The 22,997-nt window shown below is 72.2% G+C and carries 10 protein-coding genes and 2 pseudogenes; 4 read left to right on the top strand and 8 right to left on the bottom strand.

The window, feature by feature from the left end; genetic code table 11:
- Nucleotides 1-25: 25 nt before the first annotated feature.
- The 4 genes and pseudogenes from OG953_RS37795 to OG953_RS37810 all read left to right on the top strand — a co-directional run.
- Nucleotides 26-3,538, top strand: coding sequence for a non-ribosomal peptide synthetase (locus OG953_RS37795; RefSeq protein ID WP_405690047.1), 3,513 nt, complete (start codon nt 26-28; stop codon nt 3,536-3,538).
- Complete coding sequence (locus OG953_RS37800) at nt 3,535-10,503, top strand: amino acid adenylation domain-containing protein (RefSeq protein ID WP_405690049.1); 6,969 nt, start codon at nt 3,535-3,537, stop codon at nt 10,501-10,503. The genes OG953_RS37795 and OG953_RS37800 overlap by 4 nt, the downstream gene beginning before the upstream one ends.
- A complete protein-coding gene (locus OG953_RS37805; protein ID WP_405690051.1) occupies nt 10,500-14,432 on the top strand; it encodes a non-ribosomal peptide synthetase in 3,933 nt (1,310 codons plus the stop codon). Before OG953_RS37800 ends, OG953_RS37805 begins: the two co-directional genes overlap by 4 nt.
- Before the next feature lie 15 nt (nt 14,433-14,447).
- Nucleotides 14,448-14,546 (top strand): annotated as a pseudogene (locus OG953_RS37810) (ABC transporter permease); the annotation flags it as partial.
- Nucleotides 14,547-14,594: 48 nt separating this feature from the next.
- Here OG953_RS37810 and OG953_RS37815 read toward each other — a convergent pair.
- From OG953_RS37815 to OG953_RS37850, 8 genes and pseudogenes are all read right to left on the bottom strand, one after another.
- A complete protein-coding gene (locus OG953_RS37815; RefSeq protein ID WP_405690052.1) occupies nt 14,595-16,169 on the bottom strand; it encodes a hypothetical protein in 1,575 nt (524 codons plus the stop codon).
- Nucleotides 16,166-16,624 (bottom strand): hypothetical protein, encoded by a 459-nt coding sequence (locus OG953_RS37820; RefSeq protein WP_405690054.1) that lies wholly within the window; start codon nt 16,622-16,624, stop codon nt 16,166-16,168. The genes OG953_RS37815 and OG953_RS37820 overlap by 4 nt, the downstream gene beginning before the upstream one ends.
- Nucleotides 16,621-17,796, bottom strand: a complete 1,176-nt coding sequence (locus OG953_RS37825; RefSeq protein ID WP_405690056.1) for a protein-L-isoaspartate O-methyltransferase family protein — start codon at nt 17,794-17,796, stop codon at nt 16,621-16,623. Before OG953_RS37825 ends, OG953_RS37820 begins: the two co-directional genes overlap by 4 nt.
- A 117-nt stretch (nt 17,797-17,913) precedes the next feature.
- Nucleotides 17,914-18,489 (bottom strand): NUDIX domain-containing protein, encoded by a 576-nt coding sequence (locus OG953_RS37830; RefSeq protein ID WP_405690058.1) that lies wholly within the window; start codon nt 18,487-18,489, stop codon nt 17,914-17,916.
- Nucleotides 18,453-19,391 (bottom strand): NUDIX hydrolase, encoded by a 939-nt coding sequence (locus OG953_RS37835; RefSeq protein ID WP_405690060.1) that lies wholly within the window; start codon nt 19,389-19,391, stop codon nt 18,453-18,455. Before OG953_RS37835 ends, OG953_RS37830 begins: the two co-directional genes overlap by 37 nt.
- Nucleotides 19,392-19,486: 95 nt before the next feature.
- Nucleotides 19,487-21,286: an ABC transporter ATP-binding protein gene (locus tag OG953_RS37840; protein WP_405692292.1), complete on the bottom strand. Its 1,800-nt coding sequence runs from the start codon at nt 21,284-21,286 to the stop codon at nt 19,487-19,489.
- Between the two features lie 225 nt (nt 21,287-21,511).
- Nucleotides 21,512-22,516 (bottom strand): annotated as a pseudogene (locus tag OG953_RS37845) (condensation domain-containing protein); the annotation flags it as partial.
- Entirely contained in the window at nt 22,513-22,956 is a 444-nt protein-coding gene (locus OG953_RS37850; protein WP_405692294.1) for a phosphopantetheine-binding protein, read from the bottom strand. The gene OG953_RS37850 and the pseudogene OG953_RS37845, both read right to left, overlap by 4 nt.
- Between the last annotated feature and the right edge of the window lie 41 nt (nt 22,957-22,997).

A 22,997-nucleotide genomic window follows, 5' to 3' on the forward strand; every position in this document is an offset into this window, starting at 1 on the left:
GTACCGCGAACCAGGGAAGGCCATCGTGCACGACGACCTGGAAAAACGACCGACGCCCCGCTCGGCGGGGGCGCCCCGGCTGCCGCTCTCCCACGGCCAGAAAAGACTTTGGTACCTGGAGCAGATCGCCGTCGCTGCCCCGGTCCACCATGTGTCCGCCGCCACTCTCATCGAGGGCCCGCTGGACGCCGGTCGACTGGCGTCCGCCCTGCGGGACTGTGTCTCCCGCCACGAGCTGCTCCGCAGTACCTTCGACGATCGCGGGGACGGGCCGCGCCGCACCGTCCGTGCGACGGCCGAGGTGCCGCTGCGGCGACTGGACCTCAAGGGAGGATCCGCGCCGGGGACGGACGCCCGGGGCGGATCCGTGCCCGAGGCGGAGCTGCGCGGTGTACTCGCCGAGGAGAGCGCCCGGCCCTTCGCCCTCGACCGCGGGCCCGCGCTGCGCGCCACCCTGGTGCGCACCACCGAGGAGCGGCACGTGCTGCTGCTCACAGCGCACCGCATCGTCGCCGACCGGGCCTCGCTCACTGTGCTGGAGCATGAACTGGCCTGCCGTTACGCGGCATTGAGCGAGGGCCTGGCGCAGCTCCCGCTCTCGCACGCGGACCGGCCGACCCTGGACCGGGCGGTCCTGGAGCGGGAAACCCGGGACGAGGGGCTGCCGTACTGGAAGCGGCGGTTGGCGGGTCTCCCGCCGCTCGACCTGCCGCTCGACCGGACCCGGCCGAGGACACCGACCCGCCGGGCGACGGGCCGAGAGCTGCTCCTCGACGCCCGGCACGCCGAGGCCCTGCGACGGCTCGCCCGCGAGGAAGGCGTACCGGCGTCGACGGTGCCGGCGGTCGCCTTCGCCGTACTGCTGGCGCGCTGGACGGGTCGGCACGACGTGGTGTTCGGCACCCCCATGGACCGTCGTCCGCCGGCGTCCGCGAGGACAGCGTTCGGGCCTTACGAGGATCTGCTCCTGTTGCGGGTCGATCTGACGCGCCGTCCCTCCTTACGGGAAGCGGTGCGTCGCGTCGCACGCACCCGGGATGAGGCGGAGCGGCACGCCGACGTCGCCTTCGGACGGCTCGTTCAACTCTTCGATCAGGAGCGGGACTTGAGCCGACACCCGCTCTGCCAGGCGGTCTTCGCCGTGACGGGGGCGCGGCGTACGGGCTTCACCGCGGCGGGGCTCACCACGTCTGAACTCACCCTGGACGACGCGACTGTCCCCTACGACCTGCAGTGCACGGTGACTGATGACGACGGGCGGGGCGACCTCGGGGCCGAGTTGCGCCTCGCGTCCGACCTGTGGGTGCCGGAGTCGGCCGACCGCATGGCGACCGCCTTCCGCACACTGCTCACCGCCCTCGCCGAGACCCCCGACCGGCGGATCGGGGAAATTTCGGTGCTGTCGCCCGAGGACCGGGCCCGGGTCGACGCCTGGAACGCCACCGACCGTCCCCTGCCCGAACCGGCCACCGTGGACGGCCTGTTCCTCGCGTGGGCGGAACGCACCCCGCAAGCTCTCGCCCTCACCGACCGCACCGGAACCTGGACGTACGCGCGGCTGCGGGGGCGGGCCGACCGTGTCGGACGGACCCTGATCGCGGCTGGCGTCACCCCGGACTCCGTCGTCGCCCTGCACATGCGACGCTCCGCCGACCTGGTCACGGGCATGCTCGGCGTGCTCCTGGCCGGCGGCGCCCCCCTCGTCCTCGACCCCGGCCACCCCGAGGAACGACTGCGGTTCATGGCCGACGACGCTGAGATCTCGGCCGTCCTCAGCCGCGCCGAAACCCCCGCCTGGCTGCACGGCCTGGGCGTACCCGTACTGCGACTCACCGACGCGGAACACGACAGCGCCGATACGTCCGCCCCGCAGCGGCAAGGGCCTGCGCCAGCCGACCGGGAACCCGACACTCCTGCTGCTCCTGAGCCCGCACCCGCCCAGGCCCTCGCCACCGGCCCGCAGCGGCAGGGGCCCTTGGCAGCCGGGCCGGCACACGACAGGCCTGTGGCGGCTGGCCCGGAGCACGTCAGGCATTGCCCCGTCGGCCCGCTTCCGCGGTCCCGCTCCCACCCCGTCGGGCTGGCCGCGGTGGTGCACACCTCCGGGTCGACCGGGCGGCCCAAGGCTGTCGGGATACCCCATCGGGCCGTCGTGCGGCTGATCACCGCGACCGACTACGTGTCCATCGGCCCCGGCGACGTCCTCCTGCACCTTGGCGACCCGGCCTTCGACATCACCGCCTTCGAGGTGTGGGGGGCGCTGTGCAACGGCGCCCGCGTGGACGTGCTGCCCGGCGACGAACCCCTCGGACCCGACGAGGTGCTGGCCGCACTGCGTGAGCTGCGGCCGACGATCGTCGCCCTCACCGGCACCCTCTTCAACCGGGTGGCCGACATCGACCCGAGGGCCTTCGGCGGGCTGCGCCACCTGTTCGTCGTCGGAGAGGTGATGGACCCCCGTCGCACACGCGCGGTGCTGCGCGGCGGCGCGCCGCCCGAGCACCTGCACAACGGGTACGGCCCGAGCGAGAACGCGACGTTCTCCACGACCCACCTGGTGGACCGGCTGCCCGAGGACACCCCGAGCGTGCCCATCGGCTCCGCCCTCACCAACACCACGCTGCACGTGCTGGACCAGGAGCTGTGCCCCGTGCCGATCGGGGTGACCGGCGAGTTGTACGTCGGTGGGCTGGGGGTCGCCCGGGGTTACCTGGGTCGCCCGGGCCACACCGCGGAGCGCTTCCTGCCGGATCCGTTCGCCTCCGGGCCAGGGGCGCTGATGTACCGCACCGGAGACCTGGTGCGAAGGCTCCCGGACGGGGCGTTGGACTTCCTCGGCCGGGCCGACCAGCAGGTGAAGATCCGTGGCTACCGCATCGAGCCGGGGGAGGTCGAGGCGGCGCTGCTGGACCGCGACGACGTGCGCGAATGCGTCGTGCGGGCGGTCGACGTCGCCGGGGACCGGCGGCTCGTCGCCTACGTCGTCCCCGGGCCGGGGCGCCGGCCGTCCCCGCCGGAGCTGCTGGGCGGGCTGCGGGACCGGCTGCCGTCGCACATGGTGCCCGGCCATGTCGTCATGCTCGACGAGCTGCCCACGACGCCCAGCGGGAAGATCGACGGACAGGCGCTGCCCGGCATCGCCGAGGGCGCGGGCGACCCGCCGGACGGCGACACCGTACCGCCGAGGACGGCGACGGAGCGTGCCCTGTGGGAGATCTGGGCGGATGCCCTGCGCGTGCGGTCCTTCGGGGTGCACGACAGCTTCTTCCTCATCGGCGGTCACTCGCTGCTGGCCTCGGTGGTGCGCACCTCGGTCCGCGAACGACTCGGGGTTGCCCTGCCGTTGCGCACTCTGTTCGACGTGCCGACCCTGGCCGGCCTCGCCGTCGAGGTCGAGCGGGCCGCCGACGAGGCGGCGGCCGTACCAGTGTCCGCGCGACCGGACGACGGCTCGGAACAACTCGACGGCCTGGTGGCCGAACTGGAGCGGCTCGCCGAGTCCCGGCGCGCCGAGGGACGAGCGGGGGGATCCGCATGACACACACCACGAAGACGGCCGACGCGATCGACGCGGATCTGCGGGGCAGGATCGAACGCCTCCCCGCCGGGCAGCGGGCCCTGCTGCGCCAGCGTCTGTGGGAGCAGGGCGCCCCGACCGGGCTGCCCGCCCTGGACGACGACGGGGAGGCTCCCGCGTCCTTCACCCAGCGCCGGATGGCGTTCCTGTCCGGGCTGGATCCGGACAGCCCGGCCTACCACAGCCCCGTCGTGCACCGCCTCACCGGACCGCTGGACGACACCGCCCTCGAAGCCGCCCTCAACGACCTGCTGCGCCACCATGCCGTCCTGCGCACGGTCCTTCCGGTCCGGGACGGCCGTACCGTGCAGCGGGTCCTGCCGCACCGGCATCGCGCGCTGCCCGTCGTCGACCTGTCCGCGCTGCCCGGGCACGACCGGCAGGCGGAGGCCGAGCGACTCGCGCGGGCGGACGCCGAGGAGCGGTTCGACCTGGCCGAGGGACCGCTGATGCGGTTCCGGCTGCTCCGCCTCGCCGCCGACGACGCGGTCCTGGTGCTCACCTTCCACCACGCGGTCGTCGACGGCTGGTCGCTGGGCGTCCTCCTGAGCGATCTGGGCACCGCGTACGGGGCGCGCCTGGGCGGGCAGGCGCCCGAACCGCCCGCCCACACGGTGCAGTACGCCGAGTACGCCCGCTGGCAGCACGAGTGGGCCGAAGGTGCCGAGGCCGCCGGCCAGTTGGACTACTGGGAACGCCGGCTGGCCGGTGCCCCGGACCCGATGCCGCTGCCCGCCGACCGACCCCGGCCCGAGCGCCCCGAGGGGCGCGCCGAGTCCACGGTGTTCACCGTTCCCGCGCCTGTGACCGACGTGTTGCGGAAGGTCTCCGCGCGCACCGGCAGCACCCTGTTCATGGTGCTGCTCGCGGCGTTCCAGATCGTGCTCGCCCGGTACGGCGGCCACGACGACGTGGTGGTCGGCACCCCCGTCGCCAACCGGCGCTACCGCGGCTTCCACGATCTGGTCGGCTTCTTCGCCAACTCGGTCCCGCTGCGCTCGCGGGTCGCACCGGAGGCGTCCTTCGAGGACTTCCTCGCCGAGGTCCGTACGACGTGCCTGGAGGCGTACGAGAACCAGGACGTGCCCCTCGACCTGGTCGCCCGGCGGCTGCACCCGGAGCGCAGCCCCGGCAGGAACCCGATCTACCAGGTCAACTTCACCCTGCACAACACGCCACCGCGTCCGGTTCGCACCCTGCCGGGCGGGATCGGTCTCATTCCACTGGACCACCTGGACCACGACGCCGCCCGCTTCGACCTCGACCTGAACGTCTGGGAGACCGACACCGGACTGGAGGGCCGGCTCATCCACGCCACGGACCTGTTCGACACGGCGACCGGTGAACGGCTCGCCCGATCGCTGGGTGTCCTGCTCGACGCCGTGGCCGCCACCCCTGACACACGGATCGGTGAGCTGCCGCTGCTGACGGCCGTGGAGAGCGAGCAGGTCCTGCGCGAGGGCCATGGCGCGCCTGCCGACCGCCCCGAGGACACGCGCGTGGACCGGCTCTTCGCCGAGTGGGCGCGCACCGCCCCCGACGCAGTGGCCGTGTCGGCGCCGGGCCGCACCGACCTGACCTTCCGAGACCTCGACCGCCGCGCCAACGGCCTCGCCCACCGGCTGCGTGGCCTCGGCGCCGGTCCCGGCCGCGTGGTCGCGGTGCTGCTGCCCCGCACGCCCGAGGCGCTGGTCGTGCTGCTCGCCGTGCTGAAGAGCGGCGCCGCGTACGTGGCGCTCGACCCGGCCTATCCGAAGGCCCGGCGCGATCACATGCTGCACGACAGCGGGGCCGTCCTGCTGGTCACCGACGCACGACCGGGGGACCCGGCGGTCCCTGCCGTCCCGGACATCCCGACCGTCGTGGTGGACCCGGACCGGGTGGCCGAGGAGGCGACCGGGGCCCCGCCGGAAGGTGACGGCGGGCCCGACGACCTGATGTACCTGATGTACACCTCCGGCTCGACCGGCGGGCCCAAGGGCGCCATGCTCTCCCACCGTCAGGTCGCCAACTACCTGCTGTGGGCGGTGGAGACGTACCTGCCGCCCGGGGCGGACGGCGCTGTCCCCGTGCACTCCTCGCTCTCCTTCGATCTGACCGTGACGAGCCTCTTCGCCCCGCTGCTGGCCGGCCGGCGCCTGCTCCTCGCCGACGACTCCGGCACACCCGGCGAGGCCCTGCGCGCCTCGGCCGAGGCGGACACCGGCCTCGCCTTCGTCAAGCTCACCCCCTCGCACCTGAAGATGCTGGAGGGCTCCACGGCCCCCGCCCGTGCCGGGGCGTGGACCCGCACCCTGGTCGTCGGCGGCGAGGAGCTGCACGAGGAGCAGCTCGCGGCCTGGCGCACGGGTGCCGGAGCGCCCCGGATCGTCAACGAGTACGGCCCGACGGAGACCGCCGTGGCCTGCGCCGCGTACGACAGCGCGCACCCGGCCGGCGGCTTCGGCCGCGTGCCGATCGGCAGGCCGGTGCACCACGCGCGGCTGTACGTGCTCGACGAGGCGATGAACCCGGTGCCACCAGGAGCGCCCGGAGAGCTGTACGTCGGCGGGGCGGGCGTCTGTCACGGCTACTGGAACCGCCCCGGCCTGACGGCGGAGCGCTTCGTCCCCGACCCTTTCGGCGGCGAGCCAGGCGGACGTCTGTACCGGACCAGTGACCGGGTGCGCCGGACGGCCGGCGGAGACCTCGAATACCTGGGCCGCCTCGACGACCAGGTGAAGATACGCGGTCACCGGGTCGAACCGCAGGAAGTGGCCGCCGAGCTGGCCCGGGATCCGGCGGTCCGGGAGGCCGCCGTGATCGCGCACGGCCCCACCCCCGAGTCCCGGCAGCTGGTCGCCTTCGTCAGCCCCGACACCAACGTCGGCGCACCGTCGGACGCGGCGGCCGAGACGGACTGGGTGAGCCGCTGGCAGACGCTGTACGAGGACACCTACGGCTGCGCGGAGCGCCCCGCCGACCCGTCATTCGACCTGGCCGGCTGGAACAGCAGCTACACCGGCGAGCCGATCAAGGCGGACGCGATGCGCGAGTGGCTCGACGCCACGGTCGACCGCATACGCGCGCTGCGGCCGAACCGGGCCCTGGAGATCGGCTGCGGCACCGGCCTGATCCTCGCCCGGGTCGCCCCCGACTGCGACTTCTACCAGGGCGTCGACCTGTCCGAGCAGGTCGTCGAACGGCTGCGGCGTGAGATCGGCACCACCATCGCTCCCGAGCGGATCGGGCTGCGGGCCGGCCCCGCCCATCTCGCGATCCGCCCGGGCGAGACGTACGACACCGTGATCCTGAACTCCGTGGTCCAGTACTTCCCGTCCGTGGACTACCTGTTGGCGGTCCTGGAGCGGGCGATCGACGCGCTGCCCGTCGGCGGCCGGGTGTTCCTCGGCGACCTGCGCAACCTCGCCCTCCTGGACGCCTTCCACGCCTCCGTCGCCGCCCACCGTGCGAAGCCGGGCACGGCCGACGCCGTCCTGCGTGCCGAGACCACCTGGCGCGTGGAGACCGAGAACGAACTCTGCTTAGACCCCCGGTTCTTCGGCGGACTGACCGCACGGTGGCCGCGGGTCGGCTCGGTAAAGGTTCTGCCGAAGCGGGGAACGGCCGACAACGAACTGACCCGGTACCGCTACGACGTCGTGCTCACCGTCACCGGCGAGCGCACGGCGGACGAAGGCCCCGAGGTCGGGTCGGCCGGGTCACCGCCGGAGCGGGACTGGCAGGCGGAGGGCCTGGACGCCGACGGCCTGGACGCGCTGCTCGGCGCCGAACGCCCCGACCGGCTCATGCTGCGCGGCATCCCCAACGCCCGGCTGGCGGGGGACCTGCGGCTGCTGGCCCGGCTCTCCGGCGCGGCGCCGGACACGGTACGGCCGGGTGCCGACCCGGAGGAGCTGTGCCGCCTGGCCGGGCGCCACGGGTACGAAGCCGAACCGAGCTGGGCCGAGGGACGGCCCGACGGCTCCTACGACCTGCTGCTGCACCGCCGGGGAACGCCGCCGACGGCGCTGCCGCCGGTCGTCACCGCCACGGAGCCGCACCGGCTCGCCACCGCACCGCTGTGGCGCCCCGCGGCTCTCGCCGCACTGCCCGGGATCGAGTCCCGGCTCGCCGAACGCCTGCCCGGTCCCCTTCTCCCCGCCCGCTACGTCGTGCTGCGCCGGATACCGCTCAACGCCAACGGCAAGGTCGACCGCGCCACGCTCACGGACCTGCCCCTGACAACCGAGGACGAGGACGACACCGGGGGCTACGGGGTGCGGCCGGAGGTCGAACTCACGTCCACGCAAGGGCGGATGGCCGCCATCTGGAGCGAACTGCTCGGCCGCGACGGTATCCGTGCCGAGGACGACTTCTTCGACCTCGGCGGGCACTCCCTGCTCACCTTCCGGCTCGTGTTCCGGCTGCGGGAGGAGTTCGAGGTGGAGGTGCCGATCCGCGGGCCGTTCGACGCCTCGACACTCGGCGCACTGGCCGCCCTCGTCGACGGCCTGGTCACCGAGAAGAACCGGCCCGTGCTGCCCGCGCTGGCCCCCGCCGAACGGGACGGGACCGTACCGGCCTCCTTCGCCCAGGAACGCCTGTGGTTCCTCCACCAGATGAACCCGGGCACCGCCCAGTACAACTTCCCGGTCCTCGTCCGGCTGACGGGCGAACTCGAAGTCGGCCTGCTGCGCCGGGCGGTGGCGGAGATCGTACGGCGGCACGAGGTGCTCAGGACCGTGATCACCGCTCGTGAAGGGCAGCCGTTCCAGACCGTACTGCCCGCCGAGCCACCCGCGCTCCCGCTCACCGACCTGACCTCCTACCCGCCGGAGCGACGGGAACCGGAGGCGCGACGGCTGGCCAGGGAGCAGTACGCCGAGCCCTTTGACCTGGCCACCGGGCCCGTACTGCGGGCCGGGCTGCTCCGGCTGGGCACGGCGGACCATGTTCTGCTGCTGACGGTCCATCATGTGACGGTGGACGGCTGGTCCGCCGCCGTCCTGCTGGACGAACTGGCCGAGCTGTACACGGCGGGCCGCGAGCACCGAGCGCCCCGCCTGCCCGAACTGCCCGTGCAGTACGCGGACTACGCGGTCTGGCAGCGCCGGCTCGCCGAGGCCGGCCACTTCGACCGTCTGGTGGATCACTGGACGGCACGCCTGAGGGGCATCCTCGACCTGCCGGGGTTGCCCTTGGACCGGCCGCGCCCGGCGTACCCCGAAAACCGGGGCGAGAGCCTGCGCTTCCGGATCCCGGCCCCGACCACGGACGGGATGCGCGCGCTGTGCCGGGAGGAGGACAGCACCCTGTTCATGGCGCTGCTCGCCGCCCTGTACGCGGTGGTGAACCGGCGGACCGGGGAGACCGATCTCGTGGTGGGCTCGGACGTCGCCGGCCGCTCCGACAGCAGGACCGAACCGCTGATCGGCTTCTTCGTCAACCAGATCGTGCTGCGCGCCGACCTCACCGGCGCCCCGACCTGGCGCGAACTGCTGGGCCGCACCAAGGACGTGGCGCTGGACGCCTACGCGCACCAGGACCTGCCGTTCGAGGAGGTCGTCAAGGCCCTCAGCCCGCCCCGCACCCGCAACCAGAGCCCGCTTTTCCAGATCAAGCTGGTGCTCAACAACAACCGGCGGGCCGCCGACGCCATGGCCGGCCTGCGGCTGAGCCCGTTCACGCTGGACCTCATCGACACCAGCCGCTTCGACGTCACCCTCGTCCTGGAAGAGGACGACGACGGGGTCGCCGGGTTCCTCAACTACGACCCCGACCTCTTCGACGCGTCGACCATGGAGGAACTGCGCGAGCAGTACGTCGCGCTGGTCGCGGACATGGCCGCCCGACCGGACGCCTCGATCGCCGAAGCACCCCTGCCCACTACGGCTCCCACGGCCCGTTCCGCGCCGGGCAGGGCCAGGCGGCGCAGCCCCGGGGCCCTGCGCGGGATCAAGCCCACCAAGGTCGCCGTGGCCTCGGACGACGTGGTCGTACGGGAGCCGCTGCGGGACGGCGCCGACCTGCCGCTCGTGCTGCGCCCGGCCCGCCCAGACGTCGACCTGGTGGCCTGGGCCCGCTCGCACCGCACCCGGCTCGACACCGATCTGGAACGGCACGGCGCCCTGCTGTTCCGGGGCTTCGCCGTCACCGACCCGGACGCCCTGGAACGCTTCGCCTCCGTGTTCGTCGACGACCTCTTCGGTGAGAACGGCGAGCACCCGCGCGCCGCACTCGGCGGCAACGTCTACACGCCGGTGTTCTTCCCGCCGGAGGAGAAGCTGCTCTGGCACAACGAGAACTCCTTCAACGACGAGGGCCCGACCCGCATCTGGTTCTGCTGCGCCCGCCCGGCCGACTCCGGCGGCGAGACCCCCCTGGTCGACAGCCGCGCCGTCCACCGAAGGCTGGACCCGGCGGTGCGCGAGGAGTTCACCGCCAAGGGGGTCATGTACGTCCGCAACTACGGCACCGGACTCGGCCTCGACTGGCGGGACGTCTTCCGGACCGGGGACCGGGCCGAGGCCGAGGCCCGCTGCGCCCGACAGGGACTGCGCTACGAGTGGCACAGCGACCGGTTGCGCACCACCGCCGTACGGCCCGCGATGCTGCGCCATCCGCGCACCGGCGAGTGGTCCTGGTTCAACCAAGCACAGCACTGGCACACCGCCTGCCTCTCCGCGGAGGTACGGGAGTCGCTGCTGTCCACCATGGCCCCGGAGGAACTCCCGCGCAGCTGCCGGTTCGGCGACGGCACTGAGATACCCGACGAGGCGATGCACGAGATCCTGCGGGTCTACCGGGAGCTGGAGGTCTCCTTCCCCTGGGAACGCGGTGACGTGATGCTGCTGGACAACATCCTCACCGCCCATGCCCGTAACCCCTTCCGCGGCGAGCGTGAACTCCTCGTCGCCATGGGCGACATGGTGAGGTACCAGTGACGGCGGAGGCGGAGCAGGTGCGGCGGGTGGAGGGGTTCCGGCTGTCGTTCCGGCAGCGGCGGCTGTGGGAGCTCGCAGAACGCGGCGTGCTGTCCTGGGCGCAGGTGCTCGTCACCGTCGACGGCGAGCTGGACACGGACCGGCTCACGGCCGCGCTGCACGACACGGTGGCCCGGCACGAGATTCTCCGCTCGGTCTACCGGCGGGTGCCGGGCGCCCGCAACGCGCTGCTCGTCGTCCACGACGCGGACCGTCCGGGCCCACGCTGGTCCCACGCCGAGCTGGGCCACCTGGACGAGACGGCGCGCCGCCGCAGGATCGACGAGGAGGTCCGCGCCCGGCGGAAGCAGCCGCACGGCGGGCCGGACGACCCGGTGCTGCGGGCCGCCCTCTTCGCCCTCGGCCCCCGCCGCCACGCGCTGCTGCTCACCACTACCGCCCTGGCCGCAGACGGTCACACGCTGAGGCTGCTCGTCGACGAGCTGGCCGAGCGGTACGCGGGCACACCGCCCACCGACGAGGTGCTGCAGTACAGCCAGTTCGCCGAGTGGCAGCACCAGGAATTCAGCGAGGAACCACCACACCATGCACTGGGCGGACCCACCTCATGGTTGTCCTTGCCGCTGCGTCGGCCTCCCGGCTCCGGCCGGCCGGAGCGCCGTACCGTCACCGCGCCCCTGCCGGACGCCGTCACGACGGCCGTCCACGACTACGCGCGGCGGCGGCGCGTGCGGCCGGGGGCTGTGTTGCTCGCCTGCTGGCAGACGCTGCTGGCCAGGATCGCCGGACAGCGTGACATCACCGTCGACGCGCTGCTCAGCGGCCGGGAGTTCGAGGAGACGGCCACCGTCCTCGGCCACTTCGCCCAGTGGGCGGAGATCCCCGCGCGGATCGACCCCGGTCTGGTCCTCGACGCCCTCGCCGCCCGCGCGGAACGCGCCCTGTCCGACGCCGAGGAGGCCCAGCAGGACACCCCGTCATCCGGTGCCGCGGAGCAGACGGGGCGCGACATCGGCTTCCTCTGCGCGGACACCCCGGCACCACGGTGCGCCGGCGGCGTCGCCTTCGCCGTGGCCTGGGACGACGTCGAGACCGAGTCCCACGCCCTACGGCTGACCTGCGCCCTGGGCGCGACGGAAGGCCGCACGACCTGGCACTACGACGGCCGGCAGTTCGACGACGCCTATGTCCGGGTGCTCGCCGACCAGTACGCCATACTTCTCGCCGAGCTGCTGGCCGCGCCCGCCACCCCCGTGCGCGAGGCGAGCTTGCCTCCCGCGGCCGGCGCCGCCCAGCTGCGGGCCCGCCTCCCGGAGCCGGCGGACGGCCGGTGTCTGCACGGCCTCGTCGAGCGGCAGGCCCGACGGTCCCCGGACGCCCTCGCCGTCGTGGCCGGAACCGATCGGCTGACCTTCCGGGAACTCGACACGCAGGCGGACCGGTGGAGCGGCGTGCTGCGCGCCCGGGGCGTCCGCGTTGAAACCCCGGTGGCGGTGCGGGCGGCCCCCTCGGCCGCGCTGGTCGTCGCCCTGCTGGCCGTGCTCAAGGCCGGAGGGACGTATGTGCCGCTCGATCCGCTGCTCCCGCCCCTGCGGACCCGGGAACTGCTGGAGCGGGCCGGATGCCGCATGCTGCTCACCGACCGCCCGGACGAGGCGGTGGCGGCCGAGGGCGTCGCGTGCGTCGACCTGCGCAACCTGCCACCCGCCGGTACGGGCGCGGGAGCCGAACCCGGACGGTCGTGCGAGGCAGGCCCGGACCACCTCGCGTACATCATGTTCACTTCCGGCTCCTCCGGGACACCGAAGGGGGTGATGCTGCCGCACCGGGCTGTGTGCGACTACCTGCTGTGGAGCGCTCGAACGTACGTCGCTGCAGGCGCCGTTCGCGACGACGGAGAGGACGACAACCAGGGCGACGGCGCGGACGGCCGGGGCGGAGCGATGGCGCACTCCTCGATCGGCTTCGACCTCACCGTGACGAGTCTGTTCCTGCCGCTGATCACAGGTCGTCCCGTCCTCCTCGACCCCGCCTGGCGGGACGCCCTCGCCCTCTCCGCGGACCTGGCCGACCGGACCGGCCTGGACCTGCTCAAGCTGACCCCGTCGCACCTGAAGGTCGTCAACCAGTCCGTGGAACCAGGGGACTTCACCGGCACCACCGGCTCCCTCGTCCTCGGCGGTGAGGCCCTCGACAGGAGTGCGGTCGACACCTGGACGACACACGCCCCGGGGACGAGGATCTTCAACGAGTACGGGCCGACCGAGACCGCCGTCGGCGTGTGCGTGCACGAGGTGGGCGCCCACGACGGCCCCGGCCCCGTCCCCATCGGCCGGCCCATGGACCACGCCGAGGTCCTCGTCCTGGACGAGGACCTCACCCCCGTGCCGGTGGGCGTGCCGGGTGAGATCTACATCGGCGGCACAAGCCTCGCCCGCGGATATCTGGGCGCCCCGGCCGCCACCGCCGAACGGTTCGTACCGCACCCCTTCTCACCGGAACCCGGCCGCCGTTTGTACCGCTCGGGCGACCTCGCCTGCGTCGGCCCGGACGGCCTGATCCGGTACCTGGGGCGGGTGGACGACCAGATCAAGGTCAACGGGGTACGGGCGGAGCCCGAGGAGATCCGGGCCGCGCTGCTGCGGCACCCTGGCGTGCGGGACGCCGCCGTCGTCCTGGTCGCGGACGAGGAGTACGGCGACCACCTGGCCGCCTGTGTCGTCGCCGACGACGTCCACACCACGACGACGCAGGCCCTGCACGCCCACCTGGCCGAGCGGCTGCCGGCCCAACTGGTGCCGACCACGTATGCCAGGACCGAGGCGATACCCCTCACATCGAACGGCAAGGTGGACCAGGCCGCGGTGCGATCCCTCGTCCAGGCCGGCAGCACCGGGTCCCCAGTCTCGTCGGCGGGCGGGGCCAGCACACCACCGGCCGACCTGGTGGAGGCCGCCGTGGCCCGGGTCTTCGAGGAGCTGCTCGGCGTCGCCCCCGTCGGCGCGGACGACGACTTCTTCACGCTCGGCGGCCACTCCCTGCTGGCCGTACGGCTGATCGCACGGCTCAACGGGGAGTTCCACGCCGAGCTCCCGGTCCCCGTGCTCTTCTCAGAACCGGAGACGGGGCCGGGGCCGGATCATGAGGTGGGGCGGCCCTCAAGGGCGGCCACGCCGAAGCACCTGGCCCGGCTGCTCAAGGCGCGCAACGCCGTCCCGCACGCCCTTCCGGACGACATCGTGGCACTGAGGCCCCGGGGCGAGGGCACCCCTCTGTTCTGCGTCCACCCGGCAGGCGGCGAGGCCACCGGCTTCCGCCATCTCGCCGCCTGCCCCGAGCTGCGCGGCCCGCTGTACGCCCTCCAGACATCGGCGGACGATGCCGACCACGAGGACCGGAGCGTCGAGGCACTGGCCGCCCGCTATCTGGCGGCCGTACGCGCGGTGGCGCCGACCGGCCCGTATCTGCTGCTGGGCTGGTCCATGGGCGGGCTGGTGGCCTTCGAAATGGCCCGGCTGCTCGAACTGCAGGGTGAGCGCGCGGAGATGGTCTTCCTCGTCGAGAGCTACCTCTCCGCACAGCTCCCGGAGTTCGACGAGGACGACGAGCGGGAGAAGCCGGGTTCCGTAGCGGTGGAGGAGGACATGAGCGCCGCCGAGTTGCTCCGGCTGGACCTCCGACGGCGCACCAACCGCGCCCATCTGCGGGCCGCCCGGGCCTACCGCCCGTCGCGTTACGCCGGCCCGGTCGCACTCGTCCAGGCCGACAAACAGGATGCGGACTTCCGGCGCACCGCGATCCGCTCCTGGTCCTGTGTCTGTGCCCCCGCCCGGCTGACCCACCACGTCCTGGAAGGAGACCACCTAACCCTGTTCGAGCCACCGTACGTTACCGAACTCGCCCGCCTGATCGACCGGATGACGCGGTAGTCCACCGGACGCAGGAGCGTGGTTCTCATCGGCGCCGACGCTGTGGCCGTCGGCTTCCGGTCCACCAACGTCACAACCCTGGAGTGGCTGGCGGCGTTCAAGCTGGCAGCGCTGAGTAGGAGCCATCGTGACCTCGGAGGCCAACTGCCGGGCGGAGCGGACCTATGGTGCGATGGGGTCGGTGGGGAACCTCTCGGGGTGGGCTGACCTGAGGTAGTCCATGGCCGTGTCCTCCGTGATCCCGAAGACCGTCATCAGGTGAACCGGATCGGCGGTCGCCCGGGCCTCGTCCAAGATCCTGTCGATGCGCACCTGCTCTGCGTTGATTCCGAGGCGCCGAAAGAAGTACTGGAATGCCTTGTGGCTCATTTGAGGACCCTCAGGATCATGCGCCGTCACCCGCGTGACCAGCAGGTGTGGGTTGGTTGAGTGCGGCCGGCGCGCGGCACGTTCCTTGAGTATCGTGGCGATCAGGGACAGCGTGAAGTCGTCCAGGTAGACGAGCCGCGTCTGTCTACCGGAGGTACCTCGCACACCGAGGGTCCCCTTCGACCGGTTCAGATCGGACAGCAGGGTCCCGCGGATGGTGTGCGCCCGCAGCGCGTGGATGGCTGTCAGCGCGACTGCGACCCTGCCTGACGCGGTGGGAACACGGTCAATGAGCCCGACGAGCCGGTCCGAGGACACGGGCCTGCGGACGGCTACGCGGAACGCGAAGGTGGCTGAGCGGGCCGGATCATGAAAGATGACCCGCTCCCGCTTGAGTGCCTTAAACAGGGACCGCAAGGCCGTGAAGACACCACCAACACCGGAAGCGTTGTCGACGGCTTCTTGGACATGAACTGTGGTGATCTCGCGTAAGGAGGTGACCGACGGGCCCCACGATTCCAACAAGGGCGTCGCATAGCCGAGATAGCCGTTCACCGTCTTCCAGCTGAACGGGCGCGATGGCCGCCTGCCCTCCCCGCGCAGCACCGCAATCCATACGTCGACCTCGGGGAGCAGATGGCCAGGAATCCGTCGGCGTAGGCGGGCGACACCGGCCCGGTGGGGGTCAGCGTGCCGTACGTGGTCAGCGATGAGCAGACCGCGCTCAGTGAGAAAGGGGATGAGCCGACGGGCGTTGTAGGAGTTTCCCAGACGAGCGATCGCCCACAGGTCGGCCTCCTCGATCGGCGCGTCCACGCCCAGCCACGCCGTGATCACGGTCAGTGTCCGTTGATGGGCGCTGGCGACCCGTGGGCGCCACTGCTGACGGGCGGCGACCTGGGCGAGCTCACGGCGAAGTGCCTCAGCCCGGTCGCTGAGCGCGGGCAGCTCTCGCTGATGCAGAACCTCCCAGTGCCGCGGCGGTGCGGCGAACAGAGCGAGCTGACTGGCAGTAGCAATCGCGGGAGATACCAAGGGCTGTCGGCGGTCCGCGGTCCCTTCAGCGGCGACTGGACGCCGGATGCCGTCCTGCCCGGTGACGAGTCGATACCCGCGCCAGCGCGGACGCAGCCCGGCCCCATCCATCCACAACTGGACGCCGGACGTCAAAGTCTGCTCTCCGATGTGAGCAAGGGCGTACAGACACATCCGGCATCGTCCCTGCCCGGACGGGAAGTGCCAGAGTCCCGCCGCGTACACGCTTCCGGCCCTGCGGGACAGCAGGACCTCCGGGCCCGCCGCGCCGTCGCGGCGCAGGATCAGATGGACGTCGACCGGCTCCTGGTGCCGCTGCTGCTGTCCGTTCATGACGCGGTCCAGGGCCTGCGTGCCAGAAGGACGGTGAACACCGCTTCTTCCTGCAACGTCCCGTCCTTTGCGCATGTGCCGAGCAGCTGGCGGGCTTCGGCCTCAAATGCCTCGTGCCGGTCCTGGAAAAGGTCCGGGTGGGCAAAGGAGGTGCTGCGGAGATAGCCGACGACCGCGGCGGGCGTCCAGGTACGGGCCACGGGGTAGCGGTACTCGCTCACGTCGGTGAACGCCGAGGCGGCGAGGTCCTCCTGGTACGAGCGCCGGGGCTCGGTGTAGGTGGCGCGGGTGCCCGCCCGGCGCTCGGAGCCCCCCGGGCGGCCGTGGAGGGCTTCGGCCAGCAGCCGTACCGCGGCCTCCGGGACGCCTGGCCGGTAGCGGGCGTAGTCGGCGGCCGCTGCCGCGAACAGGCTTTCCTGGTCCGGCGACGGGGCCGGAATGCTCGAATGTGTCACGAGGCGGTTCTCTCATCGGATGCACGGGGGACAGGCAAGTGCCAGGTCAGGCGGCCGCATTCGGAGGCGGCCCGCTGCCCGCCGCCGGGCTCGAAGACCAGGCGGTATCGGTCGGGGGAGCCTGCTGCCCGCCACAGGGCGGCGAGGTCCTGGATCTCTTTCCAGATGTCACGCGGACCGTGCGTGATGACATTCCAGCGCCGCCGGGTCAGCGGCTCCGCGCGTAGCCACGAACCGCAGCCGGGGGCGCCGATCACCAGGTGCTCGGCGCCGAAGTCCCGCACCAGGCCACCGAGGAGATGATCGGCCGCCAGCCACAGGCCCCGGTCGGTGTCCGCGGGCGGAGGCAGCATGCTCCGCTGCGTCCACGTGCCCGGCTCGGCCGTGATGCGCTGCCGGAACTCCTCGGGGAGCCAGATCCGTTCCAGGCCGTGACCTGCCTGGTGGGCGAACTCCACGGCCCGCAGCTCGGCCCGGACATGACCATCAAAGGTGCGCTCGACGACGGCAAGGGCCGGCCACGAGGGCGAGACGGAGGTGACATGCGCCAGCATCCGGCCCCCGGGCGCCAGCTGCTCGACGAGGGCGGGCGGCACACTTGCCACCGCGTACGACACGAAGATCCGGTCGAACGGTGCACGGGCCGGACAGCCTTCATCCCCCGCCCCGCACACCGCTTCCGGCCGGAATCCGAGGTCGGCCAGCCGTGCCGCGGCCGCCTGCGTGAGGTGCCGGTCCCGGTCAAGGGTGACCACCCCCTGGTCGCCGCAGACCTGGCAGGCCGCCGCGGCCGTCACTCCCGCGCCCGTGCCGACATCCAGCACCCGCTGACGGGGCCGGAGATCCAGCTCGTCCAGCAGCGAGGCGGTCACGCCCATCACCGTGGACATGGACGTGATCGACGCCCCCGACCGCGGTCCGCGCGCCCGGCCGAGAAGCGGCTCCCCGTCGCGCTGGACGAGCACACTGGCCCCGCCGTACAGCACCTTCTGGAGTTCTTCACGGTCCTGCGGCGCCGCCCAGTCCAGCAAGTCCCAGCGCCGCGGCTTCTCGCCGTCCGCGGAACGTCGCACATAGGCCTGCGGCATCAGCACCTCACGGCGCAGAGCCAGCAGCGCCTCGCGCACGAGACCGGGCCGGAGATCACCCGATGCCTCAAGGCGTGCCACCATCTCCTGCCGCGCGGCGGCACAGTCCGCCGTCCAAGATGCATGCCGTGCCGACGGCGGAGGGGCAGGGCACTGTTCGGGCCAAGACGTGGGCTTCGGCTGCGGAGCTGTCATCGGTGCTCACCATCCCGTCGCGGTGTAGAGGCGGCCATGGCCGATGCCGTCGATGGCGGCTTGGGTGTAGGGAACGACCTCGGTGGGGAGATCCTCCGGGCTCCACCACCGCCACTCCACGCACCGGTCGGGCTTCAGGACCTGCTGGGTGCCGGACCAGGTGCGGGCCCGGAAAACGAGCCCGATCCGAGGCCGCGCGGACGGTGAGTCGACCACGTGGACCAGGTGAACGAGCTCGACGTCCCCGGGCTTGATGATCAGCCCGGCTTCCTCCTCGGCTTCCCGTGCCAGACAGCTGACCGCTTCTTTCCGCTCGCAGTGCCCGGCCAAGAAGTGCCATTGGTTCGGTGCGTACTTCGAGTTGGGGTGGCGCCGGCCGAGGAGGATCCGGCCCTGCTCGTCCTGGAGGTGGAGGTGGACACCCACGATGTGGAGTTCGGTTCCCTCCGGTGCCTCGTCTCGCAGCAGACGCACCCCGCCCGGCGGGTCGCCCGCTGGAGGGTGTTCGGCCGCGTGCCGGCGGATCAGGTCGCCGAGGCCGGGGCTCAGACGCAGCCGGTCCAGCATGCGGGGGTGAACCACCGCAGCAACACGCCTTCCTGCAGGCCAACGACGTCGGGATCACCGCCCCAGAGGCCCGTGTAGACCCGGATGGGGACGGAGAGGCCGTCGACGCTCGTCGCCTCCTCCACGGCATACGGCGCCAGGTCCGCGACTTTCAGGCCGGGTGCTTCCTCGCCGAGCTCCCGCCGAATCGTCGCCTCCAGGCAGTGGTCACCCATCTCGCGGCCGCCGCCCATGAGCGCGAATACCCCTGGCTGCCAAATGCCGTCACGCTGATCCCGCAGATGCAGCAGATAGCGACCGTGCCCGTCATGGACCAGAACGGATGCGTTGACGGGTTCCGGCTGCCCGTCGAGCCCATGGGCGGCCCCGGCGTCCAGGAGCTTGGCGCGCAGCGTCGGGGACTTGACGTCGGCGAACGCAAGCCACTGGGCGCCGGAGACTTCCTCATCCTGGAGCACGAGCGGAGGCGGCTGCCCGGCCGCGAGGTAGAAGACGAACCGGAAGTCGAAGTGCTGGTGGGCGGGTTCGCCCTTGTCCGGGTTGGCGGCGATGTCGTGGACGTCGATATCGACCGGCGCTCCGAGGAACTGCGGGGTCAGGCACAGATCCACGGGGCGGATCCCGGTCTCCTCGCACCCTTCCCGCAGAGCTGCCGCCAGAAGCGTCCGGTCGTCCTCGATATGGCCGCCGGGGACGAGGAGCAGCCCCGTGCCCCTGTGGCCGATGTGCAGCACGCGTCGATCACGGTCGATGATGACCGTGCTGCAGGTGACGTGGCCGGGCAGCGTGGCACGACTGCACGGGTTGTCGATACTGTCCAGGACGGACAGCAACCCGGCCAGTGCCTCCCGCTCATCCGGATGCCGGTCCAGATACGCCTCGGCGGTCGTACGAATGTGGGAACGGGTGGGCGGCACGTCATCACCTCGAAAGAGGGTGGGGTGGTCGAAGAAGCGCGGGGTGGTGGACGAGTTCCTGCCGGCTCGGGCATCTGCAAGGGCACCGGGGCCGCTCATGTGCGCGTCCCGTCCCTCTCGCCGTCCGGCTCGGAAGTGACCTGATAGGACAGCAACTGCTGGAACAGTCCGGGCTGTTGGGCGAGCGGCTGGTAGGTGCCCTCCTGAACAACCCTGCCTTCGTCGAGGACGACGATCCGGTCGGCCACGGCAACGTTGGTGATGCGGTGGGTCACCAACAACACCACCCGGTCCCGGGCCAGGTCCCGCAGCCGCTGGAAGATCCGGTACTCCGCGCGGGGATCGAGATTCGCGGTCGGCTCGTCAAGAACCAGCAGCCCGGCCTCCCGGAAGAACGCCCTTGCCAGGGCGATGCGCTGCCACTGACCGCCGCTTAGCTCCTCCCCGTTGAGCCATTCACGGGCGAGGAGCGTGTCCAGCCCGGCGCCGAGCCTGTCGACGACCTCATCGGCGCCGGCAGCCTCGCACGCCTCACGCACTGCCACGTCACCGCGAGCCGTGGGCTGTCCCAGGGTCACGTTCTCGCGCACGGTCAGCGGCCAGTGGGCGTAGTCCTGCGGGACCAGGGCCACCTGCTCCCACAGCGCCTGGGGGTCGGCTTCGCCGGTAGGTGTGCCGTCCCACAGCACCTGCCCGTCGGTGGGCAGGTACAGGCCGCTGACCAGCTTCGACAACGTCGACTTTCCCGAGCCGTTGAAACCGACCAGGGCGGTGACCTCACCGCGGCGCAAGGTCAGCGACACGTCGGACAGCGCGTTGTCGTCCTTGCCCGAGTAGCGGTGGGTTGCCGATTTGATCACGATCTCCTGCGGCGCCTCCGGACGGTGCGAACCCCGACGCAGGCGGAACCCGCCGGCCTTGTCCAGAAAACCGCTCCAGTCATCCATGTACAGGCCCGTACGCACGGCGCGCGCCCCGACGGCTACAAGCCCCCGGACCGACTGCCCGACCGTCTGAAGAGCGAAGACAGCCGTCCCCGCGTGCCCGACACTGATACGGCCGTTGGCCAGCAACCACACGACCGCCGACCACACCACCGCGGACCCCACGCCACCGTACAACGCAACGACCAAAGACATACGGGCACCCGTGTCGGCCGCGGCCCGGTCCTCACAGTTGATCCGGGCAACCGTCTGCCGGTACCGGCCGGACAAGAACTCAGCCATGGTGCCGGCACGGATCTGATCCGCAGCCTCCCTCGTGAAAATGTGCCAACGCAGCACCGACAGCATCCGGTTGTCACCATTGCTGCGCAGATTCGCCAGGTACCGCACCCGGGCGGCACTGACCTGGGCCAGGGCCTGCGGAAGACTGGCCGCCACCAAGAGCGGGAGGAGGACCCAGTGCACACCGGCCAGCACGACGGCCCCGGCGAGGAAACTGGCACTCGACGCGATCAGGTCCTGGCCCTCATCGATCAGATCCCCGGTGACCTGAGCCCCGCGGTCGGCGGCCTCGCGGTCGCGATTGAAGTCGGGCTCGTCGTAGGCGCACAGCTCCACACCGGCACAGCCGGTGAGCAGCATCTGCTCGGCCTCCCGCGACATCAACGGGCCCAGCCGGGAGGACAGCCAGCTGACAGTGATCCCCAGAAGCGCACGCACACCGGACGCACCCGCCAGCAGGGCCACCGACGGCCACGCCTGAAGAAGCCGGTGGTAGACGTCCCCGCTGCTCAGCAGCGCCGTTAAAGTGCCGGCGATGGCGACCAGACCCAGGGCCTGCATCACTCCGGCGACGGCCTGGCACAGCAGGAGACCGATGGTCGCCCGTCGGTCGACCTGCCAGGCCAGAGCCAGCGAGCGACGCACCAACTGTGGCAGGCGCCGGGCCATGTCCCGCATCCGGATGGAACGCCCGGCCGCTTCCACGGGGCCGGCCCCCGCGGCCGGCCCCCGCGGTCCCACCATCCCGCTCCGCCCCAGCGCTCTTTTGCCCCGAGCGCGGAGATCGTCTTGACCTTGCTCACCCTGGGCGCTGGAACGTCCGGGCGTCCCAGCCCCCGCGTTCCTGAAGCGCGGCGCAAGACGCCAGCCCGGCACCGGGACCAGGCCGACCAGATCGTGGAAGCCGCGGTAGCGCCGGTTGGCGACGGGGGTGCCGACCACCACGTCGTCGTGGCCGCCGTACCGGGCGAGCACGATCTGGAACGCCGCGAGCAGCACCATGAACAGGGTGCTGCCGGTGCGCGCGGAGACCTTCCGCAACACGTCGGTCACAGGCGCGGGAACGGTGAACACCGTGGACTCGGCGCGCCCCTCGGGGCGCTCGGGCCGGGGTCGGTCGGCGGGCAGCGGCATCGGGTCCGGGGCACCGGCCAGCCGGCGTTCCCAGTAGTCCAACTGGCCGGCGGCCTCGGCACCTTCGGCCCACTCGTGCTGCCAGCGGGCGTACTCGGCGTACTGCACCGTGTGGGCGGGCGGTTCGGGCGCCTGCCCGCCCAGGCGCGCCCCGTACGCGGTGCCCAGATCGCTCAGGAGGACGCCCAGCGACCAGCCGTCGACGACCGCGTGGTGGAAGGTGAGCACCAGGACCGCGTCGTCGGCGGCGAGGCGGAGCAGCCGGAACCGCATCAGCGGTCCCTCGGCCAGGTCGAACCGCTCCTCGGCGTCCGCCCGCGCGAGTCGCTCGGCCTCCGCCTGCCGGTCGTGCCCGGGCAGCGCGGACAGGTCGACGACGGGCAGCGCGCGATGCCGGTGCGGCAGGACCCGCTGCACGGTACGGCCGTCCCGGACCGGAAGGACCGTGCGCAGGACGGCATGGTGGCGCAGCAGGTCGTTGAGGGCGGCTTCGAGGGCGGTGTCGTCCAGCGGTCCGGTGAGGCGGTGCACGACGGGGCTGTGGTAGGCCGGGCTGTCCGGATCCAGCCCGGACAGGAACGCCATCCGGCGCTGGGTGAAGGACGCGGGAGCCTCCCCGTCGTCGTCCAGGGCGGGCAGCCCGGTCGGGGCGCCCTGCTCCCACAGACGCTGGCGCAGCAGGGCCCGCTGCCCGGCGGGGAGGCGTTCGATCCTGCCCCGCAGATCCGCGTCGATCGCGTCGGCCGTCTTCGTGGTGTGTGTCATGCGGATCCCCCCGCTCGTCCCTCGGCGCGCCGGGACTCGGCGAGCCGCTCCAGTTCGGCCACCAGGCCGTCGAGTTGTTCCGAGCCGTCGTCCGGTCGCGCGGACACTGGTACGGCCGCCGCCTCGTCGGCGGCCCGCTCGACCTCGACGGCGAGGCCGGCCAGGGTCGGCACGTCGAACAGAGTGCGCAACGGCAGGGCAACCCCGAGTCGTTCGCGGACCGAGGTGCGCACCACCGAGGCCAGCAGCGAGTGACCGCCGATGAGGAAGAAGCTGTCGTGCACCCCGAAGGACCGCACGCGCAGGGCATCCGCCCAGATCTCCCACAGGGCACGCTCCGTCGCCGTCCTCGGCGGTACGGTGTCGCCGTCCGGCGGGTCGCCCGCGCCCTTCCTCGACGCGCCGCCACGTGTCTTTGGAAACGCCCAGGACAGGACTATCCAGCTCTATCTCACCTCGGATCCTCAGGGAGACGGCAGCA

The sequence above is a fragment of the Streptomyces sp. NBC_00057 genome (genome assembly GCF_045041165.1).
GTDB lineage: Bacteria > Actinomycetota > Actinomycetes > Streptomycetales > Streptomycetaceae > Streptomyces.